The sequence below is a fragment of the Hoyosella altamirensis genome, assembly GCF_014191505.1.
In the GTDB taxonomy this organism is placed as follows: Bacteria; Actinomycetota; Actinomycetes; order Mycobacteriales; family Mycobacteriaceae; genus Hoyosella; species Hoyosella altamirensis.
Window position 1 is genome coordinate 362,357 of record NZ_JACHWS010000001.1, and the last position, 22,868, is coordinate 385,224.

Annotated in this window: 21 protein-coding genes; 9 read left to right on the plus strand and 12 right to left on the minus strand. The window is 62.4% G+C overall.

All coding sequences use genetic code 11. The features are described from left to right. Positions 1-34: 34 nt before the first annotated feature. Together FHU29_RS01775 and FHU29_RS01780 are read right to left on the minus strand one after the other, a co-directional pair. On the minus strand, positions 35-1,339 hold the full coding sequence (locus FHU29_RS01775; protein WP_064439616.1) for an MFS transporter: 1,305 nt from the start codon (positions 1,337-1,339) through the stop codon (positions 35-37). Further along, the gene (locus tag FHU29_RS01780) at positions 1,336-2,706 is read right to left on the minus strand and encodes an MBL fold metallo-hydrolase (protein ID WP_064439617.1); all 1,371 of its coding nucleotides are present in this window, start codon (positions 2,704-2,706) and stop codon (positions 1,336-1,338) included. Before FHU29_RS01780 ends, FHU29_RS01775 begins: the two co-directional genes overlap by 4 nt. Positions 2,707-2,817: 111 nt before the next feature. On the opposite strand from FHU29_RS01780, the gene FHU29_RS01785 reads away from it, so the two are divergent. Further along, the gene (locus tag FHU29_RS01785; protein ID WP_064439618.1) at positions 2,818-3,513 is read left to right on the plus strand and encodes an ArsR/SmtB family transcription factor; all 696 of its coding nucleotides are present in this window, start codon (positions 2,818-2,820) and stop codon (positions 3,511-3,513) included. A gap of 10 nt (positions 3,514-3,523) precedes the next feature. Beyond that, positions 3,524-4,087, plus strand: a complete 564-nt coding sequence (locus FHU29_RS01790) for a GNAT family N-acetyltransferase (protein WP_157094989.1) — start codon at positions 3,524-3,526, stop codon at positions 4,085-4,087. Here FHU29_RS01790 and FHU29_RS01795 read toward each other — a convergent pair. From FHU29_RS01795 to arsC, 6 genes are all read right to left on the minus strand, one after another. Next, positions 4,082-4,513, minus strand: a complete 432-nt coding sequence (locus tag FHU29_RS01795) for an SRPBCC family protein (RefSeq protein ID WP_064439620.1) — start codon at positions 4,511-4,513, stop codon at positions 4,082-4,084. The two genes, FHU29_RS01790 and FHU29_RS01795, sit on opposite strands and share 6 nt — an antisense overlap. A gap of 86 nt (positions 4,514-4,599) precedes the next feature. Then, positions 4,600-6,132, minus strand: coding sequence for a SulP family inorganic anion transporter (locus FHU29_RS01800; RefSeq protein ID WP_064439621.1), 1,533 nt, complete (start codon positions 6,130-6,132; stop codon positions 4,600-4,602). A gap of 144 nt (positions 6,133-6,276) precedes the next feature. Next, positions 6,277-8,250 carry a BCCT family transporter gene (locus FHU29_RS01805; RefSeq protein ID WP_083962216.1) on the minus strand — a complete coding sequence of 658 codons (1,974 nt, stop codon included), beginning with the start codon at positions 8,248-8,250 and terminating at the stop codon, positions 6,277-6,279. A gap of 87 nt (positions 8,251-8,337) precedes the next feature. After that, a complete protein-coding gene (locus tag FHU29_RS01810) occupies positions 8,338-9,111 on the minus strand; it encodes a tyrosine-protein phosphatase (RefSeq protein ID WP_183377447.1) in 774 nt (257 codons plus the stop codon). A 1-nt stretch (position 9,112) separates the two neighbouring features. Next, a complete protein-coding gene (locus tag FHU29_RS01815) occupies positions 9,113-10,120 on the minus strand; it encodes an alpha/beta fold hydrolase (RefSeq protein WP_083962218.1) in 1,008 nt (335 codons plus the stop codon). A gap of 128 nt (positions 10,121-10,248) precedes the next feature. Continuing rightward, complete coding sequence (gene arsC / locus FHU29_RS01820; RefSeq protein ID WP_064439622.1) at positions 10,249-10,599, minus strand: arsenate reductase (glutaredoxin); 351 nt, start codon at positions 10,597-10,599, stop codon at positions 10,249-10,251. 96 nt (positions 10,600-10,695) lie between these two features. Here arsC and FHU29_RS01825 point away from each other — a divergent pair, with 96 nt between their 5' ends. Further along, positions 10,696-11,064, plus strand: a complete 369-nt coding sequence (locus FHU29_RS01825; protein ID WP_183377503.1) for a GntR family transcriptional regulator — start codon at positions 10,696-10,698, stop codon at positions 11,062-11,064. Between the two features lie 30 nt (positions 11,065-11,094). Here FHU29_RS01825 and FHU29_RS01830 read toward each other — a convergent pair whose 3' ends face one another. Next, on the minus strand, positions 11,095-11,466 hold the full coding sequence (locus FHU29_RS01830) for a DoxX family protein (RefSeq protein ID WP_064439623.1): 372 nt from the start codon (positions 11,464-11,466) through the stop codon (positions 11,095-11,097). Positions 11,467-11,678: 212 nt separating this feature from the next. Between FHU29_RS01830 and FHU29_RS01835 the strand changes: the two genes are divergently transcribed. After that, positions 11,679-12,098 (plus strand): DoxX family protein, encoded by a 420-nt coding sequence (locus tag FHU29_RS01835; protein WP_064439624.1) that lies wholly within the window; start codon positions 11,679-11,681, stop codon positions 12,096-12,098. Positions 12,099-12,114: 16 nt separating this feature from the next. Here the strand turns inward: FHU29_RS01835 and FHU29_RS01840 are convergent, their stop codons facing one another. Further along, a complete protein-coding gene (locus FHU29_RS01840; protein WP_157094991.1) occupies positions 12,115-13,584 on the minus strand; it encodes a dolichyl-phosphate-mannose--protein mannosyltransferase in 1,470 nt (489 codons plus the stop codon). A 156-nt stretch (positions 13,585-13,740) separates the two neighbouring features. Here FHU29_RS01840 and rsmI point away from each other — a divergent pair, with 156 nt between their 5' ends. Beyond that, on the plus strand, positions 13,741-14,580 hold the full coding sequence (rsmI, locus tag FHU29_RS01845) for a 16S rRNA (cytidine(1402)-2'-O)-methyltransferase (RefSeq protein WP_064439816.1): 840 nt from the start codon (positions 13,741-13,743) through the stop codon (positions 14,578-14,580). On the opposite strand, the gene FHU29_RS01850 is transcribed toward rsmI, so the two are convergent. Then, a complete protein-coding gene (locus tag FHU29_RS01850) occupies positions 14,569-15,813 on the minus strand; it encodes an aminodeoxychorismate synthase component I (protein ID WP_064439625.1) in 1,245 nt (414 codons plus the stop codon). The two genes, rsmI and FHU29_RS01850, sit on opposite strands and share 12 nt — an antisense overlap. Before the next feature lie 19 nt (positions 15,814-15,832). Beyond that, entirely contained in the window at positions 15,833-17,326 is a 1,494-nt protein-coding gene (locus tag FHU29_RS01855; RefSeq protein ID WP_183377448.1) for a DUF2786 domain-containing protein, read from the minus strand. Positions 17,327-17,462: 136 nt separating this feature from the next. On the opposite strand from FHU29_RS01855, the gene metG reads away from it, so the two are divergent. From metG to rsmA, 4 genes are all read left to right on the plus strand, one after another. Then, positions 17,463-19,298 carry a methionine--tRNA ligase gene (gene metG, locus FHU29_RS01860; RefSeq protein WP_064439626.1) on the plus strand — a complete coding sequence of 612 codons (1,836 nt, stop codon included), beginning with the start codon at positions 17,463-17,465 and terminating at the stop codon, positions 19,296-19,298. Further along, positions 19,295-20,125, plus strand: a complete 831-nt coding sequence (locus FHU29_RS01865; RefSeq protein ID WP_064439818.1) for a TatD family hydrolase — start codon at positions 19,295-19,297, stop codon at positions 20,123-20,125. Before metG ends, FHU29_RS01865 begins: the two co-directional genes overlap by 4 nt. Before the next feature lie 580 nt (positions 20,126-20,705). Beyond that, complete coding sequence (locus tag FHU29_RS01870) at positions 20,706-21,824, plus strand: resuscitation-promoting factor (RefSeq protein ID WP_064439627.1); 1,119 nt, start codon at positions 20,706-20,708, stop codon at positions 21,822-21,824. A 162-nt stretch (positions 21,825-21,986) separates the two neighbouring features. Next, the gene (rsmA, locus tag FHU29_RS01875; RefSeq protein WP_064439628.1) at positions 21,987-22,856 is read left to right on the plus strand and encodes a 16S rRNA (adenine(1518)-N(6)/adenine(1519)-N(6))-dimethyltransferase RsmA; all 870 of its coding nucleotides are present in this window, start codon (positions 21,987-21,989) and stop codon (positions 22,854-22,856) included. Positions 22,857-22,868: the final 12 nt, after the last annotated feature.

Consider the following 22,868-nt stretch of genomic DNA (forward strand, 5'->3'; position numbering starts at 1 on the left):
TCCATCATGCCGTGTAGCACTGACAACCGGGCGATCACGATGTTCTCGGCGCCTTCTCTGTGCTCACGCCCCTCGGCCTCGGGTGGGTTTCGTACATGCGAACCGCCACGGCCAGGGCCGATGCGGCACTGACTACGGCGGCACCCCACACCGCGGCATGGAGTCCCATCAGGTCGGCAATTATTCCCCCAAGGATCGCGCCGACGGCGTATCCACTGTCACGCCAGACCCGGTAGATCCCGACGGCGCGACCGCGCCAGGAAGGATGAGCGACGTCCCCGATCACGGCGAGCAGGGTGGGGTAGACCATTGCAGTTCCGGCCCCAAGCAGTACCGTGCCTGCAGCCCAGCCTGTGAAGCTGTCCGACGCAGCGATCAGCATCAGTGCTGCGGCCTGGAGGCTCATTCCGGACGTGATCAGATGCTTGCGCCCGATTCGGTCTGACAGGGCGCCAGTGATCAATTGTCCGGCGCCCCAGACTCCGGGATAGAGCGCGAAGAGGACGCCAATCTGTCCGGCTGTCAGATCGGCGGTAGCGAACAGCAGTGGGAACAGACCCCAGGCGAGCCCAAAGTTGAGATTGTTGACTAGCCCGGCCTGACTTGCAGACGAGAGCGCTGGCTCGGTGAAACTGGTCTGCACTGCGATTTGCCGGTTGGTCAGGTCCGAATGCAGGTGATCGTGCCGACCGTCCGCACGGGGTGTGTGCTGCGAAGCTTCCAGGCGCGCGTGGTCCCGAGTTTCACGAATCAGGAACCCGGACAGCAACAGGGCGATTGCGGTGTAGGAAAGTCCGAGCAGGAACGGGGCTGGTCGTAGCCCGTATTGATCGGCGAGGTAGCCAGCCAAGAGTGAGCTGACTGCCACGGCTCCGTAGCCAGCGGCCTCGTTCAGTCCCATCGCCATGCCACGGCGAGCCGGGCCGACTAGGTCAATCTTCATCACCACGGTGGTTGACCAGGTCAGACCTTGGTTGATCCCCAACAGCACATTGGCGGCGACGACCCACCACCAGTTGGGAGCCGCGATGAGCATCAACGGAACGGGGATAGCGAACAGCCAGCCCACCAGCAGCACAGGCTTACGTCCGAAGCGATCCGACCACGTCCCGGCGAAGTAGTTCGCAGCGGCTTTGGTAATTCCAAATGCCGCCACGTAGGTGAAAATGAATGTGTAGCCGGTCAGCCCGAATTCCTCCGTGGCGAGCAGAGGCAGCACAGTCTGCTGCTGGCCGACCATGCCGCCGACAAGAGCGTTGACCGCAACGAGAAGCGTGAATTGGGCTGCGTTCTCGCGCAGTCCCAGGACAGCGCGATGCGTGGGGGCGTGGACGCTCACGACCCCACCTGCAGTTCTCGGCCGGTGGCGTGCGCCAAGTCGGCGGGACAACCGTCAAGGACACGCACATCGCTGTGCCCGGCCTTTGCGAGGATGCTGGCTGCGCCCATCGCTCGCTCGCCGTGCCCGCACATCACTACCACCGGACCGTCAGGCGCTTGATCAAGCTGTTTGCTGAGGGCGCCGAGTTCGATGTGGACGGCGCCCGCAATATGCCCGGCGGTGAACTCGCCCTCTTGCCGGATGTCGAGCATCGAAGTCAGTGACTGAGCGGCCAACTGATTGGCGCTCTGCAGCGTCACCGTGCCCGCGTCGACCGGACCGTTCCAGCCGTCCATTCCGCCTTGCAACTCTCCGGCGAGAGTGTCGAATCCGACTTTGGCTGCCTCCCAGACGATATCGTCAGAATTCTGATTCGCGGAGCGGATGATGACGACCGGCCGGTTGGGGTCGGCCAGCCAGCCCAGCCAGGTGGCAAACACCGGGCGCAGGGTGATCGACAGAGCCCCGAGTATGTGGCCATCGGCGAATTCGGCGGCAGGGCGCACGTCCACGACCTGCGCCCCCTCATCGACAAGATCCTCGACATCGGCCGTGGTCAGTGATGTCAACGTTGGCGTACTGCCCAGCACCGCGGGGCCCTTGTGGTTGATTTCGCCGAGGCGCAAGAAGTATTCGGGGAACGTGCCGAGAGAGCCGAGCAAGGCTTCGACAAAGGCGTCCTCACCGTCGACCTGCAGCAACGGGTTGGCGGCTCGTTCCTTGCCGATGGTGCTGACTCGTTCGCCACCGATTGAGGATGAGCAGAACGAGCCCACCCCGTGGGTCGGCCATACCGGGGTCTCATCGGGCAGTTCCATCAATCGCTGCAGCGAATGGTACTGGGCTCGAGCGAGCGGCAAAGTGTGGCCGGGGCCGGCGAGGTCGGTGCGCCCTGCGGTGCCGACCATTAACGAGCCCCCTGTGAACACCCCACGTAACTGGTCGCCTTCATTCAGCAGGTAGGACATGTGCTCGGGGGAGTGGCCCGGGGTGAATAGCGCACGCAGGGTGAATCTTCCCAGGTCGATCGTGTCACCGTCGGCCAGTGCGGTAACGGCGAAGCCACGCGGGCCGACATCCGGCGCCAGTACTGTCGCCCCTTCTAGGTCAGCCAGTTCGCGCACGCCGGAGATGAAATCGGCGTGGAGGTGCGTCTCCACGGCGTAGGCGATTGTCAGTTTCCGACGTTGCGCTTCGGAGCGAACCTGTCGCAGGTCCCGTTCGGGGTCGAGCACCAGGGCTCGCCCGTCACCTAGGTCGAGTAGGTATGTGGAGTTGCCCAGTCCTTCGTCGACGATAGGGATGAGAGTGAGATCTGTCGGCATCGTAAGCTCCTTGAGGGTCGGTGACGCGGTCCGGATACCTGGCTCGGCCTGTATATTCCAAAGAAACGTGTAATATAATAATTAGTATTCCATAGAATATTGGAGGAGCAAGTGGGTGATCGAAAAAAGAAGACCGAGCTGTTCGACCAACTGGCCCGGGTGGGAAAGGCTCTCGGCAGTGGCAAGCGCCTCGAGCTCGTCGACCTGCTAGCGCAAGGCGAGCGCAGCGTCGAGAATCTGGCAGCGACAGCTCAGCTGGGGTTGAGCACTGCGTCCGCACACCTTCAGGTCCTCAAGCAGGCGGGCCTGGTGACGACCCGTAAAGACGGCACCAAGGTGCACTATGCATTGGCTGGCCTGGACGTCGCACGTCTGTACGAGCTCGTACGCACAGTGGCGGCAGAGAGGATCGCCGAGGTTGAGCGGGTCCGGGACGACTATCTCCACTCGGGGCGCTCGCCAGCCGCCAGCGCGCTACGGGCAGACAGTGAGGTCACGCGCGAGGAGTTACTCGCACGCGCCGCGGCGGGGGAGGTGATCGTCGTCGACGTTCGCCCAGTCGAGGAGTACGCGGCCGCGCACGTGCCTGGGGCAGTGTCCATTCCGCTCGATGACCTCGCGCGGCGCATTGACGAGTTGCCCGTCGACCAGGAGATCGTGGCCTACTGCCGCGGTGCGTACTGCGTGCTCGCTTACGAGGCCGTCGACATGCTGCAGACTTTGGGTCGCCACGCCCGCCGCCTCCAGGACGGCATGCTCGAGTGGCGACTAAGCGACTTGCCCATCGACACCGGCCGCGCCGCCTGACCGCCGCCCAGTGCGAAGCACTACCGGCACGCTGGTGGATGAACTCCGCCTTCACTATCGTTACCTCGCGCCACCAATACTCGAGTGCGGAGGGAAACATATGTGGGCAATCCGCCCGGTACAGGATGCCGATTCGGAGCAACTCATCGCGCTCATCGGTGCGTGCTGGTCGGAGTTCCCCGGTTGCATTCTCGACGTGAACCTAGAAGAACAGTGGTTGCGTGCACCAGCTACGGCGTATGCGGCTTTCGGGGGCGCCTTCTGGGTCGCTGATGATGAGGGCGTGATCCTGGGTTCCTCGGGTTTCCGCCCAAGTCTGGCTCCCTTGGCGGAGATCAAGGGCGTGTATGTCGCGGCGTCAGCACGACGGCACGGCCTGGCAACCGTTCTCGTGAAGCAGGCAGAGCAGTCTGCGCTCGACGCCGGATACACAGAAGTTCAGGCCTGGTCAGACACGCGGTTCACGGGAGCGCACCACCTGTACACGCGGCTCGGTTACGCGCGCACGGGCCGGTCCCGCGATCTCCACGATATTTCCGAATCGACTGAGATCGAATTCGCGAAGGAACTATAGAGCCGCGACCGCCGTCTGCATCTCGACGACGACCTTGTTGCCGAGACGCTCAAAAAACAGTCGCATCACGGGCGACGCGATTTTCGCCAGACCGTGAAAACTGATTTCAGCCGTGTAATTGACCTCGGTTTCGCCATTCTCGGCGCGTAGCCGGATGTCGTCGACCGCAGTGGCCGTCTTATTCCGGCCCACGAACTTCACGTGGTCAGCACGATGCGTGACGAGTTCGTATACAAGTTGAGTCTCCCGTCCGAGCACACGCGATGTGTTTCGCCATTGAGCGCCTGCGCGAATCGGGCCGGCGTCGAGGCGCGTGCAGTTCACCGTGCCCGGATCCCATTCGACGGTGTTACTGAAATCGGCAAGATACTCGGCCACAACATTGATTGGCTTGTCGACGCTGAAGGTCCGTTGGACATGAACCATGGTGGGCCCTTTCTTGTGGAGGGGCTTGCATGGTTACTTCGGAACGTTGTTACGGCTGGATTGGTTTACGACGGGATCTGCGTCTTTCAGTGTTCTCCACCGAGCTTGCCGCTGAGTCGGTTGTGCCGTTCTTGAGATGCCTCATTGAGGCCGACGATGGTGACGCGCTTGCCGCGCTGCCGATATTTGGTGGTGATCGAATCCAGGGCGGCGACCGTCGACGCATCCCAGATGTGGGATTCGGACAGATCGATGACCACGTTCTCGGGGTCGCCAGAGTAATCGAACTGGTAGACGAGATCATTGGAGGAGGCGAAGAACAGTTCACCACTGACGCGGTACACGCGGGTGTCGATATGGCCGTCCTTCGTGGTGTCGGTTTCGGTGACCTTTTCGACGCTGACGAAGTGGGCGACGCGGCGCGCAAACATCACCATCGCGGTGATGACGCCGGAGATGACGCCGTATGCCAGGTTGTGGGTGAAGACAGTGACACCGACGGTCACAAGCATCACCGCTGTTTCGGGCAGTGGCATGTGTCGTAGCGTCGCCGGGGAAATCGAGTGCCAGTCCATCGTGTTGATCGAGACCATGATCATGACGGCGACGAGCGCGGCCATTGGAATCATTCCGACAAGGTCACCGAGGCCCACGACAAGCGCGAGCAGGAAGATACCTGCGAGGAACGTCGAAATACGTGTCCGGGCTCCCGACACCTTTACGTTGATGATCGTCTGGCCGATCATGGCGCAGCCACCCATGCCGCCGAAGAAGCCGGTGATGAAGTTCGCAGTGCCCTGACCTAGGCCCTCACGCGTTTTGTTCGAGTGTGTGTCGGTGATGTCGTCGACGATCTTCGCCGTCAGCAGCGATTCGATGAGACCCACGAGCGCCATCGCGAGCGCATACGGCGCGATGATCTGCAATGTTTCGATCGTGAACGGTACATCCGGGATTAGGAACATCGGCAGGGACGACGGCAGTTCACCTTCGTCACCCACGTCCGGGACGGACAGGGCGAAAACAGCGGTGATGACGGTCAGAATGACAATCGCGACGAGTGGAGCGGGTACCACGTTGGTGATGCGGGGCAGCACGAAGATAATCAGCAGTCCCACCGCAACCATGGGGTACACGAGATTGGGAACGCCGACCAGGTGCGGGATCTGCGACATGAAAATCAGGATCGCGAGCGCATTGACGAAGCCGATCATCACGCTTCGCGGAATGAATCGCATCAGGCGCGCCACGCCAAGGAAGCTCAGCGCGAGTTGCATCAAGCCGCCGAGGATGACGGTGGCAAAAAGATACTCGATCCCGTAGTCCCGAACCACGGGCGCGAGCACAAGCGCTATCGCGCCCGTGGCGGCCGTGATCATCGCCGGACGGCCGCCGGTGAAAGCGATGACAACAGCCATCGTGAAGGAGGCGAACAAGCCCACTTGGGGGTCAACGCCGAGAATGATCGAGAACGCGATCGCTTCGGGGATCAGGGCAAGCGCGACGACTAGGCCCGCGAGAACCTCGGTCTTCAATCGGGGAAATGACCGCAACGCACCCAGCACTGAAGTGTCAGGACGCTCCGTGGCAACAAGGGGTGCGCCGGAAGTGTGGCTCACGTTCGTCTCCGATCAAAACCTGGACACGGAAATGCCCAAATGAGATGTGGTGTTGGGAAGGCTCGGATTCTACCGGGCCGGCCGGAACTGAAATGACGGATGGGGTGTGCGATGCCGCGCATCGCACACCCCATCTGACGGTGGTTACGGCTCTTGTTTCTGGCTTTCGCCTGCTGTTTCGCCGGACTCTTCGGACGCTTTGAGTACCGCGCCCTCGTGTGACGCAGCGAACTCAGGTGTGTCGAATACCTCGCCACCGAGCGGATCTGGCGCATCAGTACTCGTATGCACCTGTCCTGTTGTGGGATCGACGGTGACGTCACCCGGCGGCACTGCACGCACCGAAACTAGGAGGCCCGTCTTATCACGCCTGTCATCTCGCTTGTCCCACGAACTGAGACCAGCGAAAGTCGCGGAGACGCCGCGCACGCCGCGCCACGGCTTCTTGGTTACGTGGGGCGGCAGGGGTGCCGAGGGTGGGGCTTCCTCTGTCGGCAGTGAAATACCGCCACCGGCCGGAGACTCACCAGAGACCTGGACGACGCGAACATACGTCGGCATCTGCGACACGTCATACCGGAACGCGCGCAACAGGGAGAAGCACGCGAGCACCATGATGATCGAGAACGGTACAGCGGTTGCGATCGACGCTGTTTGCAGCGCCGTGAGAGATTCGCTGCCACCCACAACGAGAAGGACGGCCGCGGCGAAGCCCTCAAGGACTGCCCAGTACACGCGCGTGATCCTGGACGTTTCGACTGCGCCACCGGTCGCGAGGATGTCCACGACGAGGGACCCGGAGTCCGAGGACGTGACAAAGAAGAAGACCACGACACAGATCGCGAGGACACTCGTGATTGTTGCCAGCGGGAGTGTGTCCAGGTGCGCGAAGAGCGCAGTGTCTGCGTTCACGGAGCCCTCTGGCGCGATATCACCGACTTCACGCTGCCGCAGGATCGCGGAATCACCGAAGATCGTGAACCACAATGAGCTGACCAGTGTGGGGGCGATCAGAACGCCAGCAACGAACTCGCGAATGGTGCGGCCCCGCGAGATGCGCGCGATGAACATGCCAACGAAGGGCGCCCAGCTGATCCACCAGCCCCAGTAGAAGATCGTCCACGCGGCTGCCCAGCCGTCTTCCGAGAACGGTGCTGTACGTAGCATCAATTCCGGCAAAGCCTGGAAATAGTTGCCGAGGTTCTGTACCCACGCTTGCAGAAGAAACAGCGTGGTCCCAACGAGAGCGACGAACAGCGCCAGGATCGCGGCCAGGGTCATGTTGATGTTCGACAGCCACTTCAGACCGCGGTGGACACCGGACACGACAGAGACGGTCGCAATCAGAGTGATGACGGCGACGATGCCGAGAATCCAGTAGTTGGATGACTCGATCCAGCCCAGGAACTCGAGGCCCGCCATGATCTGCTGGACACCGAAGCCGAGCGACGTCGCGACACCAAAGAGTGTGCCGATGATGGCGACGGCATCGATGGTGTGACCGATCCAGCCCTCGACGCGTTCTCTCCCCAGGAGCGGCTCGAGGAGCCAGCGCACGGCGAGCGGACGGCCCTTGCGGAACGTCATGTACGCGAGGCCGAGACCGACAACGACGTAGATTGACCACGCGTGCAGGCCCCAGTGGAACATCGTCAGTTCGAGTGCCTGATTGGCGGCGGCATCCGTGGCACCCTCAACCTGCCCAGCGTCCGGCGGGGAAAGGTAGTGCATAAGCGGTTCAGCGACACCGTAGAAGAGCAAGCCGATGCCCATGCCGGCGCTGAACAACATCGCGAACCACGAAAGCAGCCCGAATTCAGGATCCTCATCGTCACGGCCGAGCCGGATTCTTCCGATCTTCGACACCGCGCAATACACCGCGAACACCACGAATCCGGTTGCCGCGAGAATGTACCACCAGCCGACACCATCAGCGATGAAGGAGTTGAGCGTCGAGAAAGCGTCTTCGGCGGTGCCGCCATACACCGCTGCGAATGCGATGAGGCCTAGGATGACGAGTGATGCGGGAATGAAAACCGGTTTGAGCAGTGACGACCACGCTTTTGCGATTGGTGAGTCGCTACTCTGTGTAGTTGCCCGCGGAGGTTCTGTAGACACACTTCCTCCTCGTACGATTGATCTTTGGTAACAGAATTACCATGTCACATTTTGTGGTATTCAGTCAGCCAAGCGCAGAGAAGGTTGTCAAAGTGCAACGAGTGCGCTTCGAGCAGCGGCGATAACGTCATCTTCTAGCCCAATTCCGTGACCGAGGTAATTCTGAATGGTGTCGAACTCGCGCTCGACGGTAGTGCGCGCCTCGGCCAGGTAGGTTTCCCGAACTCGCAATACGGGGTAAAGGAGTTCACGGCGGATACCTCGCTCGACGGCGGCCGCATAGATCGGAGCGAACAATTCATCCACGGCCGGGTTCACCCCAAGGTATTCGTGCTCCAGCACGTCAGCATCGGCACCTGCCAGCCAGAGCAACATGGTTGCTGCCCACCCCGTGCGGTCCTTTCCGGCCGTGCAGTGGAAAAGGACGGGGTGGTTCGAGGGATCGGCGATTGTGAGGAAGAGCGACCGATACGCTGCCCTAGCAGCGTCATCGAGCACAAAGAACCGGTATATTTTCAGGATTTCCTGCTCGGCCGATCCGTCCGAAAGGATCTTGGTCGCATAGTCAGGGTCTGCCAGCGCTTGTGCGAACCGCGCCGCAACTCCATCAGGCCGCGCGGCGAGCACGTCCGCGGTGACAGACGTAACTCCGTCGGGAAGTGCGCTCGGCTGACTGACACGTTCGAGCCCCGACCGCAAATCGATAACCGTGCGCACGCCGAGTTCGGAAAGTGCGTCCGAATTCGTGCTTCCCAACTGTGCTGAGCGATAGATCCGTGCGCGCTGGGTGACTTGGCCCTTCGCCGTCGGGATGCCACCAAGATCTCTGAGGTTGGGGATGGTGCTTTTTACCGTTGGCACGTTAGTTCTGTCGCTCTTCGATTTCTTCGATAAAGTCAGCTGCCATTTTCGCGACGAGTTCAGGCTGGTGGCTCGGCAGCCAGTGCCCTCCGTCGACAAAACGTATCCGGCAGTCGATCGCCCACTCCGCGGCGCCTGCCTGTGCAGCCGGCGGGAACAGCTTGTCATTTTCGGGGACGATGACCAGCGAGGGCACCGGCTTGCGAGGTTCGCCAGTGTGCCGGGCCGGTTTGGCGCCGAAGAGCGCACTGTAAATATTTGCGGAGTAGATGCGAAGGCCGTCGCGATTGCGGCTCGCGAGCCGGTGGCCGTAGCCATCCGGTTCCTTGCCTTTCTCGAACTTCCACTTCGCGAACGACATCGCCGCATCGGCGACACCCACCTTGAACAGAGCGGGAGCAATCACCGGTACCTGAAAGAACGTCATGTAGGTATTGATGCTCCACGTGCCGAAAAGGTCACGGAGGTGCTGCCAGTTGAATCGCAGCTGATCACGTACCCACGCCGAGTAGTACTCAGCTGACGCCGACCCGATCGTGGTCAGGGACAGCAGTTCGATGCCGTCGACTGGGTGCAGCGCCAGGTCCCATGCACCGGCCCCGCCCCAATTGTGGGCCAGGAGGTGCACGTGACCGTTGTCCGCGACCGTCCGCGCAACAGTGGCGATATCGTCCGCGAGCTGGCTCACCGAGTACTCGGCCACACGCTGGGGACGATCGGAGCGTCCGGCACCGCGCATGTCGAACAGCACTACGTGGTATCTGTCCTTAAGCAATTCGGCTACGGGCTCCCAAACGCCGTGGTCATCGGGAAACCCGTGAACGCAAAGCACTGTCGGTTTGGACTGGTCGCCTCGCGTGTATAGCGCCAGTCGGTAGCCATCCGACGTGATCGCCCACTTGTCAGGCTCGGCGGATGGAACGGGCCGCGGTCCCTCCGGCCCTGCAGATTTAACTTCCGCAAGACGTCGGGAACCGCCCGGTCCGGAGGTGTGCTCCGTGTTTGCCATGAAGACCTCTATGTCGTTCTCGGCGTGAATATGGCGGCTGCCATTCGTTCGTTACAGGCAGGCTAACGCAGGTTGAGCGTTGCTGCTAGCACCCAGCTAGCGCTGGTAGGTCGTCGCGTCGTGTCTGGCTACAGGATCTCCTCGACTGTTTGCGGCGGCCGGGCTAGGCGAACGCCTCGCGGTGTGACGACGATGGGCCGCTCGATGAGGATGGGATGTTCTGCCATCGCGTCGAGCAACGCGTCGTCGCTAGTGTCCGGGTTGTCGAGCCCGAGTTCTTTGTACAGCTTTTCGCGTTTGCGGATGGCCTGCCGGGGCGTGAGCGAGGCCGCGCTGATCATCGAGGCGAGTGCGTCACGTCCCGGTGGGGTGTCGAGGTATTTGACGATTTCGGGTTCGATGCCGGCTTCTCGGATGATCGCAAGGACATTCCGGGACGTCGTGCATCGGGGGTTGTGGTAGATCGTCACATCACTCATGAATCAATGATCGCCGACTCGCTCCGGGTTGTCGCCCGAGGGGCGATACTTAGCTGTGGCGTCTTGGGCTTCGTGCGGGGCCCCGGGGGAGGTGAGGTGCTCGTGCTGCTGTCGATCGATCAGGATTCGTCGATACCGCCCTACGAGCAGATCTGTACGCAGATCATCGAGCTTGTGCGGCAGGAGAATCTTCCTGCCGGCTGCAAGCTGCCGACGGTCCGGCAGCTAGCGGCAGAACTCGGTATCGCACCTAATACCGTTGCCAGGTCCTACCGCGAGCTCGAGGCTGCGGGAGTAATCGAGACGCGGGGCCGGCAGGGGTCATTTGTCGCTGCTGCAGGCGATCCCACTCGTTCGCGGGCGCAGACTGCAGCTGTCCGGTATGTCACTGAACTTCGTGGCTGGGGGTTCACGGATGAAGAAATAAGTGGGTTCGTGGCGGCGGCTTTGCGGGGGCTCGGGTAGCGAATTCGGGGCGCGCAATCAGTCCGCCGGTCAGGTCACAAACCGGCCGACCGCGACCGCGAGACACAGGACGAAGAGTGTTCCTGTGAGGGGCATGTAGCTGGAGAGTTCAGCTCGTCGGCGAAGAACAATCATTGCGAGCACGAGCAGGATTGCAAGCCCGACAGCCGCGATGGGGGTGAGGATCGGGTAGAGACCGGTCGCTTGCGGCAGAACCAGCCCTACTGCTCCCAGGATTTCTACGATGCCGATCGCGCGCACTGCGCCGGGGGAGAACTCCTGTGCCCAATCGGCACCCTTTTTGAGCACGTACTTCTCGTATGGGGTGGATGTCTTTGTGACGCCACTCATCAGAAACGCCGCAGCGAGGAGGGCAGCTGGTATCCACAGCACCAGGTCCATGTCCCCTCCTTCAGGGGTTGCGCGGGGTGGGGCAAGTGCTGCCATGTCCGCTTTGTTCACTATGGCGAGAACCGTACGGTGACGCAACAGTACCTTCAGCCAGCGCGGCTTCTGGACAACTAGTTGCTCAGTCAAATAGTGTCGGCGTAGAATTGATCATGATGGGTAGCCGCGCCGGGCGGCGTCCCGCTAGTTCGCACAACGGAGGCATCATGGGTACTGGCTGGCACCGTGACATCGCATTGCTGATCGCCCGCGTCGGCATCGGCATCATTTTCGTTGCCCACGGCTGGCAAAAGCTCAACGATCAGGGAATCGAAGGTGTGCAGGCGTTCTTCACCTCTATCAACGCCCCACTCCCTGAAATCAGTGCCTACGTCGTTACCTACCTCGAACTCGTAGGAGGGGCACTTCTGATCATCGGTGCTCTCACGCCGCTTGTGGGCTTCCTCTTGTTCTGCGACATGGTTGGGGCGTTCGTCCTCGTCCACGCCGAGCACGGCGTGTTCGTCAACGACGGGGGTTACGAATTGGTTCTGGCGCTCGGTGTGGGCTCCTTGCTGATCGCTGCCTGCGGAGCTGGCCGTCTCAGCGTCGACCGGATGATTCCAGGCCTCAACCGATTCTCCTGACGACCCAACCGCCCGGTCAACGCCAGCTAGGCAACCACAACTGGCGCTGCCACATCTCTGGCGTGATCGGTAGCGCCGTCAAGATGGGGTACAGCCAGACGAAGTTGACGACAACAACCGCGAGGTAGCCGCACACCACGAGCAAGCCAAGCTGCTGACGCTCCGGCGGCTGACCTCGGCGGCCAAGTACTTCGCCAAGCGTCAACGCGAAAATCATGATGATAAAAGGTGCCATCGGAGCGGCGTAGAAGTAGTACATCTGCCGGTCCAGAGTCATGAACCAGGGCACCAGTACCGCAGCGTAGCCGGTGAGGGCCGCAGCGTAGCGCCAGTCGCGACAGGTGATGACCTTCCACAGGGACCACCCCAGAACGGGAAGCGTAAGCCACCATAGTGCTGGCGTGCCGACAAGCATGACCGCGCGAACACATTCATTCGCACTGCAGCCCGAGATGTCCTCGCCCTGCGCAAAGTAGTACAGCATGGGCCGCAGCCCCATCGGCCACGTCCACGGCTTGGACTCCCACGGATGAATGTGGCCTTCGGTGTTGGTCAGCCCCGTGTGGAACCCCAGAACGTTGCCGTGGTTGTACCACAGGGCACGCAGCGAATCGGGCAGAAAGCTCCACATGCCGCCCTCGCCGATGGTGCGCCCAACCGCGTGGCGGTCAACTGCGGTTTCGCTGGAAAACCATGCCCAGTAACTTGCGACATAGACGCCCACAGGTACGGCGACGAGTGCCCACAAGCCCGGAACCACATCGCGCGCAGCCGTCCCCACGATGGGCTGCCGCACGCCGAAGCGGTAACGGGCGGCGAGGTCGAATGCGACCGCCATCAGTCCGAAGAAGACTATGACATAGATCCCGGACCACTTCGTGGCACATGCCAGCCCGAGCAGCACACCCGCACCGAATCGCCACCAGCGCACCCCCATCCGCGGCCCAAACGGGGTCTGGCTGATACGCCCCTCCGCGTAAACGCGCGCGTACCGGCGCTGAACGTCATCACGATCGACGATTAGACACCCGAAAGCAGCGACGACGAAAAGCACGAGGAAGATGTCCAGCATGCCCATCCGCGACGTCACGAAGGTGACGCCATCGACGAGAATGAGGACACCGGCGATCGCGCCGACGAGCGTCGATCTCGCGAGACGGCGAGTGATACGGGTGACCAGGAGGACAAGAACGACCCCCGCGACCGCAGCAGAGAACCTCCAGCCCCACGCGGAGTAGCCAAACAGTGCTTCGCCAAATGCGATGAGCTGTTTACCGACCGGCGGATGCACGACTAGCCCATACGCCGGGTTATCCTCCACCCAGCCGCCTCGCAGCATCTGCCATGCCTGCGTGACGTAGTGCTTCTCATCGAACACCGGCGTGCCGGCGTCTGTGGGGGACTGGAGCCCCGTAAATCGTGTGAGGGCCGCAAGGAAAGTCAGAAATCCGGCGACGAGCCACCCGCGAAGCGTGTCGGTGGGCATCGGATCGTAGGGCGGCGTCCGTGTTCCCGGACTGGAAATCGGTGCTGCTGGTGAGGCTGCACGGGGGGAAGGGTGCTGTGAACCTCGCGCAGCGTGAGCTGGCGGTCTTCGGGCAGCACTGAGCACGGGCACCCGATGATCGTAGGCTGTATCACCATGGCCGGACAGCTTGTACTCGCCGCTACACCACTCGGTGACGTTCGTGATGCGTCACCCCGACTCATGGAATTGTTGCGTGACGCCGACGTCATCGCGGCTGAGGACACCCGCCGAACCCGGCAGCTCGCCGCCGCGCTCGGCGTTTCGCTGACCGCGAAGGTCGTGAGTTTCTACGACCATGTGGAAAGGACGCGGCTCCCACTCCTCGTCGAGGAGGTCGCCCGCGGGCACATCGTGCTGCTGGTGACCGATGCGGGGATGCCGTCGATCAGTGATCCGGGCTACCGGCTGGTGGCGGCGTGCGCTGAACGCGGACTATCCGTCACGTGTCTCCCCGGTCCCTCTGCGGTAACGACCGCGCTGGCGCTTTCTGGGTTGCCTGTGGATCGGTTCTGTTTTGATGGTTTCCCGCCGCGCAAGCAGGGCGCGCGGCGCGAGTTCTTCAACGGGTTGCGGGACGAACCGCGTGCGTGCGTGTTCTTCGAAGCGCCGCACCGTCTTTCAGAGTGCCTCGATGACGCTGTCAGCGTGCTCGGTCCGCAGCGGCGCGCTGCGGTGTGCCGCGAACTCACCAAGACGTACGAGGAAGTGAAGAGAGGCACACTTCGTGAGCTTGCCGACTGGGCGAAGGGACACGTACGCGGCGAGATCACCGTGGTGCTCGAAGGCGCGCAACCCGCTGCGCGGAGTGTTGGCGATCAGGTCGCAGACGTCGAACGTCTGGTGACGGCCGGCAGCAGGCTGAAGGAGGCGTGCGCTGTGATCGCGGAACGGGCCGGTGTGTCGAAACGAGAACTGTACGACGCGGTGCTCGCGCAGCGGACGTCAGCGGAGTGACGCCGAAGGGGTGAGGCCGACGATCGTCGCTGCCTTGTCGACGCACTCCTTCCATTCGCGGTCCGGGACAGAATCGATGGTGATGCCACCCCCGACGCCGAGTCGGCACTGGCCGTCGGCAGTGAATTCGACGGTCCTGATCGCCACATTCAGTTCGAGTCCTGCGACGGGAGAGTGGAACCCGACGGTGCCGCAGTACACGCCGCGCGGGGAGGGCTCCCAGCGCTGCAACAGGGTTCGGGCACGATGTTTCGGCGTTCCGGTGACAGAAGCTGGCGGGAACGTTGCCTCGAGCAGATCGCGCACTGGTATGCCGTCGTCGATGTGGGCTTGCACAGTGGAGACTAAATGCCACACCCCCGGTGCGGGATAGACACCGAGGAGGTCAGTGACGGTTACTGAGCCGGAGTCGGCGAGTCTGCCGAGGTCGTTCCGGACGAGGTCGACGATCATCACGTTCTCCGCAACGTCCTTCACCGAGCTGCGCAGCAGCGCAGGGTCGGCGTCGATCGGCAGCGTCCCCTTGATCGGGCTGGATTTCACGATTCGGCCCTTACGGGACAGGAATAGTTCTGGCGAAAGTGAGGCGACAGAGCCCCAGGCGCCCTGGAGGAAAGCTGCTTTCGCCGGCTGCGTCGCGGTGATCGCGTCGGTGAAGAAGTCGAGCGGATCGCCCTCGAACTTCCCGGTGTAATGCCCGCACACGCATGCTTGATACACCTCGCCGGCCCTGATGGCCTCGAGGCACGACTCGACCCCATACCTATGTGCTTCTCGGCTTGGCGGTTCCCAATGGCAGGACCATGCAGATGACGGGGGAAGTGCAGGCGACAGGACGAGGCGGCGCAGCCAATCGGGACAGACTGCGCCGCTGAGAGACTCGAACCACCAGGTACCGCTCCTGTCCAGACGCAGCACGCTGTCCGTGAAGCCGCCCGCCATCTGCGGGAGGGGACCTGTCGCGCCGTCTGGACCAGTGTCTGGGTACGACAAGTAACCGAACCATCCGCCCCCCACTGCGTCTCCTGGCGCGGCGACGGTGTCGGTTTCGCCAAAGGGATGCGGAGAGTTGTCGGTGTGCGTGGCGAGTTCGGGAGCGATGATGGCGAGGGAACCGAACCAGTTTCCGGTGACCGCCGCGGGCGGTGGCGCACCAGTTTTCTGGGCGCGCGAAGCTAGCGCCCGCAGAACCTCCGCGGCACGGGAACCTTCACCGATGCGCTCACATCGCACTGGTTAAGAGTGGCACGCGTCAGGACGCCCCTTCGAGCGCTACCCCCGCTGGCTGCAAAACAGCCTGGTCGGCCGCGACCTTACCGGCAATCCAGCCGCGAGCATCCATGGGAGATGCTGTTTGCTTCTCTGTCCTCGGAAACAGGCGCTCGAATTCTGCGTTCACCGCTTCGTTCTGCGCCGCCAAGATTGGGAGCAGCCGTTTTCCGTTGCGCCGCGCGCGTTTCGCGGCCCGCGCCGTGGTTTCCTCGCCGACTTCCTGAAGCCGCTGGCCGACACGAACCGCGAAGGCAAACAGGAACGCCCGCCGGAAGCTCGCGGTTCTCGTGGAACCATCTTCGCTGTCACGGCCGAGTTCAGTCATCGCATGAGTCGCCTGGACGAGCACCGAGGTGTACAGCATTTCGACCTGCCGCAAGTCGACCGGGGTACCCACGGCGGTTGCCACCGCGTATTCCGCGTCCCAAACGACACGCACCCGGTTGGCCAGACTTATCTCGTGGAGCAGGTGAACCTTCGCTTTTGTGTATGGATTGTCGATGTGGATCCGTGTCGTGAGAACGTCGGCACGCGAGTGTTCTGATCGCAGCAACGCTGAATCAATCGCGTACCGCGTCATGAGTTCCTGCGCCTTGGCGGTGAAAGCCTCGGCTTCACCGGAATAGGTTGTCGCCTCAGCTTTCGCGAGTAGACCGCGAACCTTGTTCAGCACCCGCGAATCAACTGGTCCGGAGCGCTGGGCGCGCGGAGCGGCGTCGGCCCGCTGCTCTGGCCACTGCGAGGGAGGAGTGCACACTTGCGGCCAGACCGGCAGATCATGCCACCGGCCGATCAGCGTGAGGACAGCCGACCAGTCCGTCTGGAGTGGGGGCTCGCCCCCGAGCGCAAGCAGATATGGCCGGTTACCGGGGTTACGGATCGCTGCCCATCGCATGGTTTCCGCAAGGTCCGGGCAGGCTGCGGCGACGTCATCAAGCTGCTCCACCCACGAGAGCGGCGCCCGCTGCGACGCGTTCGTCAGCGCAGCCTGGAAGGCGACTGTCGCGACGGCAAGCTCTGCCACGTGCTGAGGGTGCGCGCGTTCGACAACGTGAATTACGTCTCGCGGCTGCCAGCCGTGCTCGTAGAGCGACTCCATCGCTGAAAGGAGAATGTCCGACGCGACCCGGGTGGCTAGCCACGGTTCACGGCCCGCATCGATCTGCGCGAGTTGTTCCGCGACACGTTCCGCGCTGAGCGTGCCGCCACGGCGGCCCCGCTGCCGCTTGATGGTCGCCTCGGCGCCAGTGAGGATCATTTCGTGAACGAGTGTGTGGGGATCCGCGCCCGGACTGGTGAAGCGGCCGGGCCAATTCCACTGCTCTTCGGTACCGTTGCTGGGCTGCTGCGTTTCTGACCACCGGGCAGACGAAGCTTTACCGTGTCCGTCGGCACTCGGCTTCGAACGTCCGCGTGAGCTCTGGCCGGGACGCGTGGTCCGCGCGCGTCGGGATCGCTCAGTGGTGTTCCCCATGGGACCGCAGTATGCCTGTTCTTGTCGGAAAGGTGTGGGATGCGCCCCGGCTAAGCCCCATTCTCGGCGCGCTATCTGCCCGCGCGAATCTGGCCGGGTTGGGAATCCGGCACCCTCAACGAATAGGCTGGAACGCATGTCTACCCGAGTTCTCACGGCGGTTGCCTGGCCGTACACGAATGGCCCGCGCCACATTGGGCACGTGTCCGGTTTCGGTGTTCCGTCCGACGTCTTTGCTCGTTACCAGCGCATGGTGGGCAACGACGTGCTGATGATCTCGGGGACGGATGAGCATGGCACGCCGATCCTTGTGCAGGCTGACCAGGAGGGCACCACGCCACGTGAGCTCGCGGATCGCTACAACCGCGTCATCGTTGAAGACCTTGCCGGGCTCGGTCTGAGCTACGACTTGTTCACCCGCACGACTACGCGCAACCATTACGCGGTGGTGCAGGAACTTTTCCGAACCCTCCACAAGAACGGTTACCTCGTTCCGAAGACAACGACAGGTGCGATCAGCCCGTCAACGGGCCGCACATTGCCGGACCGCTACGTCGAAGGCACCTGTCCGATCTGTGGGTACGACGGTGCACGGGGCGACCAGTGCGACAACTGTGGTAACCAGCTCGACCCCATCGATTTGCTGAACCCGAGGTCGAAGCTCAACGGCGAGACGCCGAAGTTCGTCGAAACGGAGCACTTTTTCCTGGACTTGCCCGCGCTCGCCGACGCGCTGGGACTGTGGCTCAAGGGGCGCACGGACTGGCGCCCCAATGTGCTGCGCTTCAGCCTGAACCTCATCGATAACCTCCGCCCGCGAGCGATGAGCCGCGATATCGACTGGGGCGTACCGATCCCGCTGGACGGCTGGTCGAACCGCCCTGACAAGAAGCTGTACGTCTGGTTCGATGCCGTCATCGGCTACTTGTCGGCAAGCATCGAGTGGGCAGCGCGCACCGGCGATCCGGAGGCGTGGCGCAAATGGTGGACTGACCCTGAAGCTGTCAGCTACTACTTTATGGGCAAGGACAACATCACGTTCCACTCGCAGATCTGGCCTGCGGAACTGCTCGGATATTCGGGCCGTGGCGCGCGCGGCGGGTCAGCGGGACCGCTCGGTGATCTGAACCTCCCCACCGAAGTGGTGTCGAGTGAGTTCCTGACGATGAGTGGATCAAAATTCTCGACGAGCCGCGGCACCGTCATCTACGTGCGCGACTTCTTGCGTGATTTCGGGGCCGACCCACTGCGGTACTTCATCGCGGTGGCAGGCCCAGAATCGCAAGACACCGACTTCACCTGGGATGAGTTCATTCGCCGCACGAACTTCGAACTCGCGAACGAGTGGGGCAACCTCGTCAACCGTTCCGTCTCGATGGCACACAAGAACTTCGGGGAGATCCCGGCGCCAGCCACGCTGACCGATTTCGACGTCGAACTGCTGCGCACGGCCGAGGCGGCTTTCGAAACGGCTGGGCAGCATCTGCAGCGGAGCCGTTTCCGCGCTGCCGCCAATGAGGGCATGCGGGTGGTCACTGCCGCCAACAAATACATTTCTGCGCTCGAGCCGTGGAAGCTCGCGAAGGATCCAGATCAGCGTGACCGGCTCGCGACTGTGCTGCACACCTCGCTGCAGGTGGTGTCGGACGCGAATGCGCTGCTGACCCCGTTCTTGCCGCATTCGGCGCAGAAGGTGCATGAACTGTTAGGCGGTGAGGGGGTCTGGGCCGCGCAGCCGGAGATCCGCGAGGTTGCTGACGACACCACGCAGGTGGAGCCTGTAGGTGTGAACCTGCCGGAGGCGGGGCGGAGTTACCCGGTTTTGATGGGTGATTACGCCAGCGAGCAGGCCCGGTGGGGCCGCGGAGACATCAAGCCCGGAACCAAGTTGTCGAAGCCAACGCCACTGTTCACCAAGCTTGACCCGGTCCTGGGCGAAACCGGACCCGAATGGGCGCCGATCACCAAATGACGTCGAAGAAACGCGAAGCTCCGCCAGTCCCCGAACCGCTCGGCTCGCTTGTGGATGCGCACACGCACCTCGACGCGTGCGGTGCGACTGATGAGGCGTCCTTGCGGACCATCGTCGACCGGGCGGCGTCCGCTGGCGTGGGCACGATTGTCACCGTCGCTGACGATCTCGCGGCGGCTGAGCTGGCCGTCCGGCTCGCGCACTGGGATGAGCGGGTGTTCGCAGCGACCGCGCTGCACCCGACCCGGGCCCAACATCTTGATGACCATGCGAAGTCGGTTCTCGAGACCCTGGCGGAGGATGAGCGCACGGTTGCGGTCGGCGAGACTGGCCTCGATTTCTATTGGCCGGGGAAGCTCGACGGCTGCGCGGAGATACCCGACCAGGAAGAAGCGTTCCGCTGGCATATCGACCTTGCGAAGCGTGTCTCGAAGCCGCTGATGATTCACAATCGCGAGGCTGACGACGCTCTCATCCGGGTGCTGAAGTCCGAGGGGGCGCCAGAGACGGTGATCTTCCATTGCTTTTCGTCTGGCCCCGAGATGGCGCGCCTGTGCATCGACGAGGGATGGGTGCTGAGCCTCTCCGGCACGGTGAGCTTCCGCAATGCGCGTGCACTGCACGAGGCGGCAACGTTGATTCCCGCGGGTCAGCTGCTGGTCGAGACAGATGCCCCCTATCTGACTCCGCACCCCTATCGCGGTGCTCCAAACGAATCGTATTGCCTGCCGTATACCGTGCAGGCGCTGGCTGAGATTCGCGGTGACGATCCCGCGGAACTGGCTGCTGCGACTACTGCGACCGCGCGCGGGGTGTACAAGCTCTGAGACGGGCCTTGGCCAGTCACCGCAAGTCACGTTGTGTGCGAAACGTCCGAGATGTGCCGAGGCGTCACTGCAATCAACCTTTGAAACTTGACTGCCTGTTCCTGTCCCGGCGTCTGGGCATATCTCAGACGACTGCGTATACGTCGCGCAGTTTTATGTAAACGGCATTCTTGCTGACCGCCTTTTGTGGTCACGTAACACGCCTGAATTAATGTGATCGCCATCACATAAATGGCGGTGACCCGTTTGTCGTGTCCGGTTCGCCTGGTGCTGATGTGACTCGTGGCACATTTGGTAACTAATGTGAATTGGGCCGGTTTTAACCAAATTGTGGCTTCTACCTGGTTCAATGCTTAATGCAACGGCAAGTTGCCGCTGTACATAAATTAATCTGCGAGTTTCTTTACTTTCGCTGAAATGTGCAACAGCTCTCATTATCAGCGAAATGCTTGCTCCAGTTAGCACCCGCTCGTTACTGTTTTGTTATCGACATCCGGGATGGAGAAGCCCGACTCAGTGAGGCAACACCACATTTACTCACTGACTTCTCTTGCCCGGCCAGCCAACAGTCAGGAAGACAATGTCGCAAGCACCGCGTACCTCCAACTCCAAGAAGGCTCAGATCGTCGCTGGGGGCGTTCTGGTTGCCATGATCGGCGGAGCGGGAACAGCAATCGCGATGCACAAGGACGTCACCATCGAGGTCGACGGCGAAACTCGCTCCGTCAGCACCTTCAGGGGCGACGTTGACGGCGCATTGTCCTCCGCCGGACTTCCGCTGACCGAGCACGACGTTGTCATCCCGGCCGCAAACGAATCCGTCAGCCACGGTGACACCATCGTTCTGCAGCGAGCGAAGCTCCTCGAGGTCGACATCGACGGTGAGCCACGCGAAATCTGGACCACCGCCGCCACCGTTGAGGAAGCGCTCGCACAGCTCGACCTCGCGGGTCGCGACCTTGGTGTCTCAGCCTCCCGTTCCGAGCGCATCCCGTTCGACGGTATGCAGCTTTCGGTGACCTCACCGAAGACGGTCAAGATCACTGACGGCGAAGAAGAGGCCGAGTTCCAGACCATCGGTTTCACGGTCGAAGAGGTCCTCGCGGAGATGGGCGTCCCACTCGAAGGCTTCGACGCGGTATTCCCGCACGCTCGCACGGCGGTCACAGAAGGCATGGAAATCACGGTCGAACGTCTCCGTGTCGCCCGCGAAGTACTTGAGGAAGAGTTCCTTCCCGAGAACGTGATCGAAGACCCGAACATGCTCGAGGGTGAGACGCGCGTCGAGGTTGAGGGCGTCCCCGGAATCGAAAAGAACACGTACGTCGTACTCCATGCGAACGGCGGCGAGTCTGCGCGCACCAAGGTAGCGTCCGACATCAGCCAGGAGGCGCAGGCTTCAGTCATCCGCAAGGGTACGAAGCAGCGCCCGTCCGCTCCCGCAGTGTCCAACGGATCCACCTGGGACGCACTGGCGCAGTGTGAGGCGACCGGCAACTGGGCGATCAACACCGGCAACGGCTACTATGGCGGCCTGCAGTTCTCGCAGAGCACCTGGGCGGCCTACGGTGGCACGCAGTACGCACCGCGTGCCGATCTAGCTACCCGTGAACAGCAGATCGCGATCGCCGAGAAAACCCGCGCCAGCCAGGGCTGGGGTGCATGGCCCGCCTGCTCCTCCAAGCTCGGTCTGCGCTGATCGCTAGACCTAGCCAATGCGGCCCAAACCCGCATGTAGCCGAAAGGCGAGACCGCACTGAACCACGCTCATTACGGCGGAAACACCGATGACGTCAGTGACGCTGACCCCGGGTCCCTCGCGGACCCGGGGTCTTCGCGTGCGTCCAGTACCCCGTCGAGCCTGCTCAGCCCCGCTGATATCCGCACCCTCGCGGCGCGCCTCAGCGTCAGGCCGACGAAGCAACTGGGGCAGAACTTTGTGCACGATCCGAACACCGTCCGCCGCATCGTCGGCGCTGCGGGCCTCGCAGCCGGGGAAACTGTCCTCGAAGTTGGACCGGGGCTTGGCTCACTGACGCTGGCGCTGCTCGACGCGGGGCACCCCGTTGTTGCGGTCGAGATCGATCCCGTGCTCGCCGGGCAACTGCCCAATACAGTGCGGACGCATGCTCCGGGAATGGCGGCGAGTCTGGCAGTGGTAACCGCGGATGCCTTGCGCGTCAAGGCGGCGGAACTGCCCGACACGCACCGAACCCCCCAGGCGATGGTCGCGAACCTGCCCTATAACGTCGCGGTCCCCGTGCTGCTGCACCTGCTCACGGAACTGCCGACGCTGCGCACAGTGCTGGTAATGGTCCAAGCGGAGGTAGCCGACCGTCTTGCCGCGCCGCCAGGGAGCCGCACCTATGGAGTTCCCAGCGCAAAGGCAGCTTTCTTTGGAACTGTTCGTCGTGCCGGCTCCGTCGGACGCGCCGTGTTCTGGCCGGTGCCGAACGTCGATTCGGGTCTTGTCCGGATCGACCGGTACAGCGAACCACCCTGGGACGTCAGTGACCGCCACCGTCGCGCGGTGTTCGCCGTCATCGATGCCGCGTTCTCCCAGCGACGCAAAACACTCCGATCAGCACTGGCCACGTGGGCTGGTTCAGCGAAAGAAGCCGGAGAGATCCTTGCTGTGGCAGGAATCAATCCGGCAGAGCGCGGCGAGAAGCTGGGAATCGCCGAGTTCGTGCGCATCGCCGCTGCCCATGACGATCGTGGGCAGAGCTGATCGACACACTAA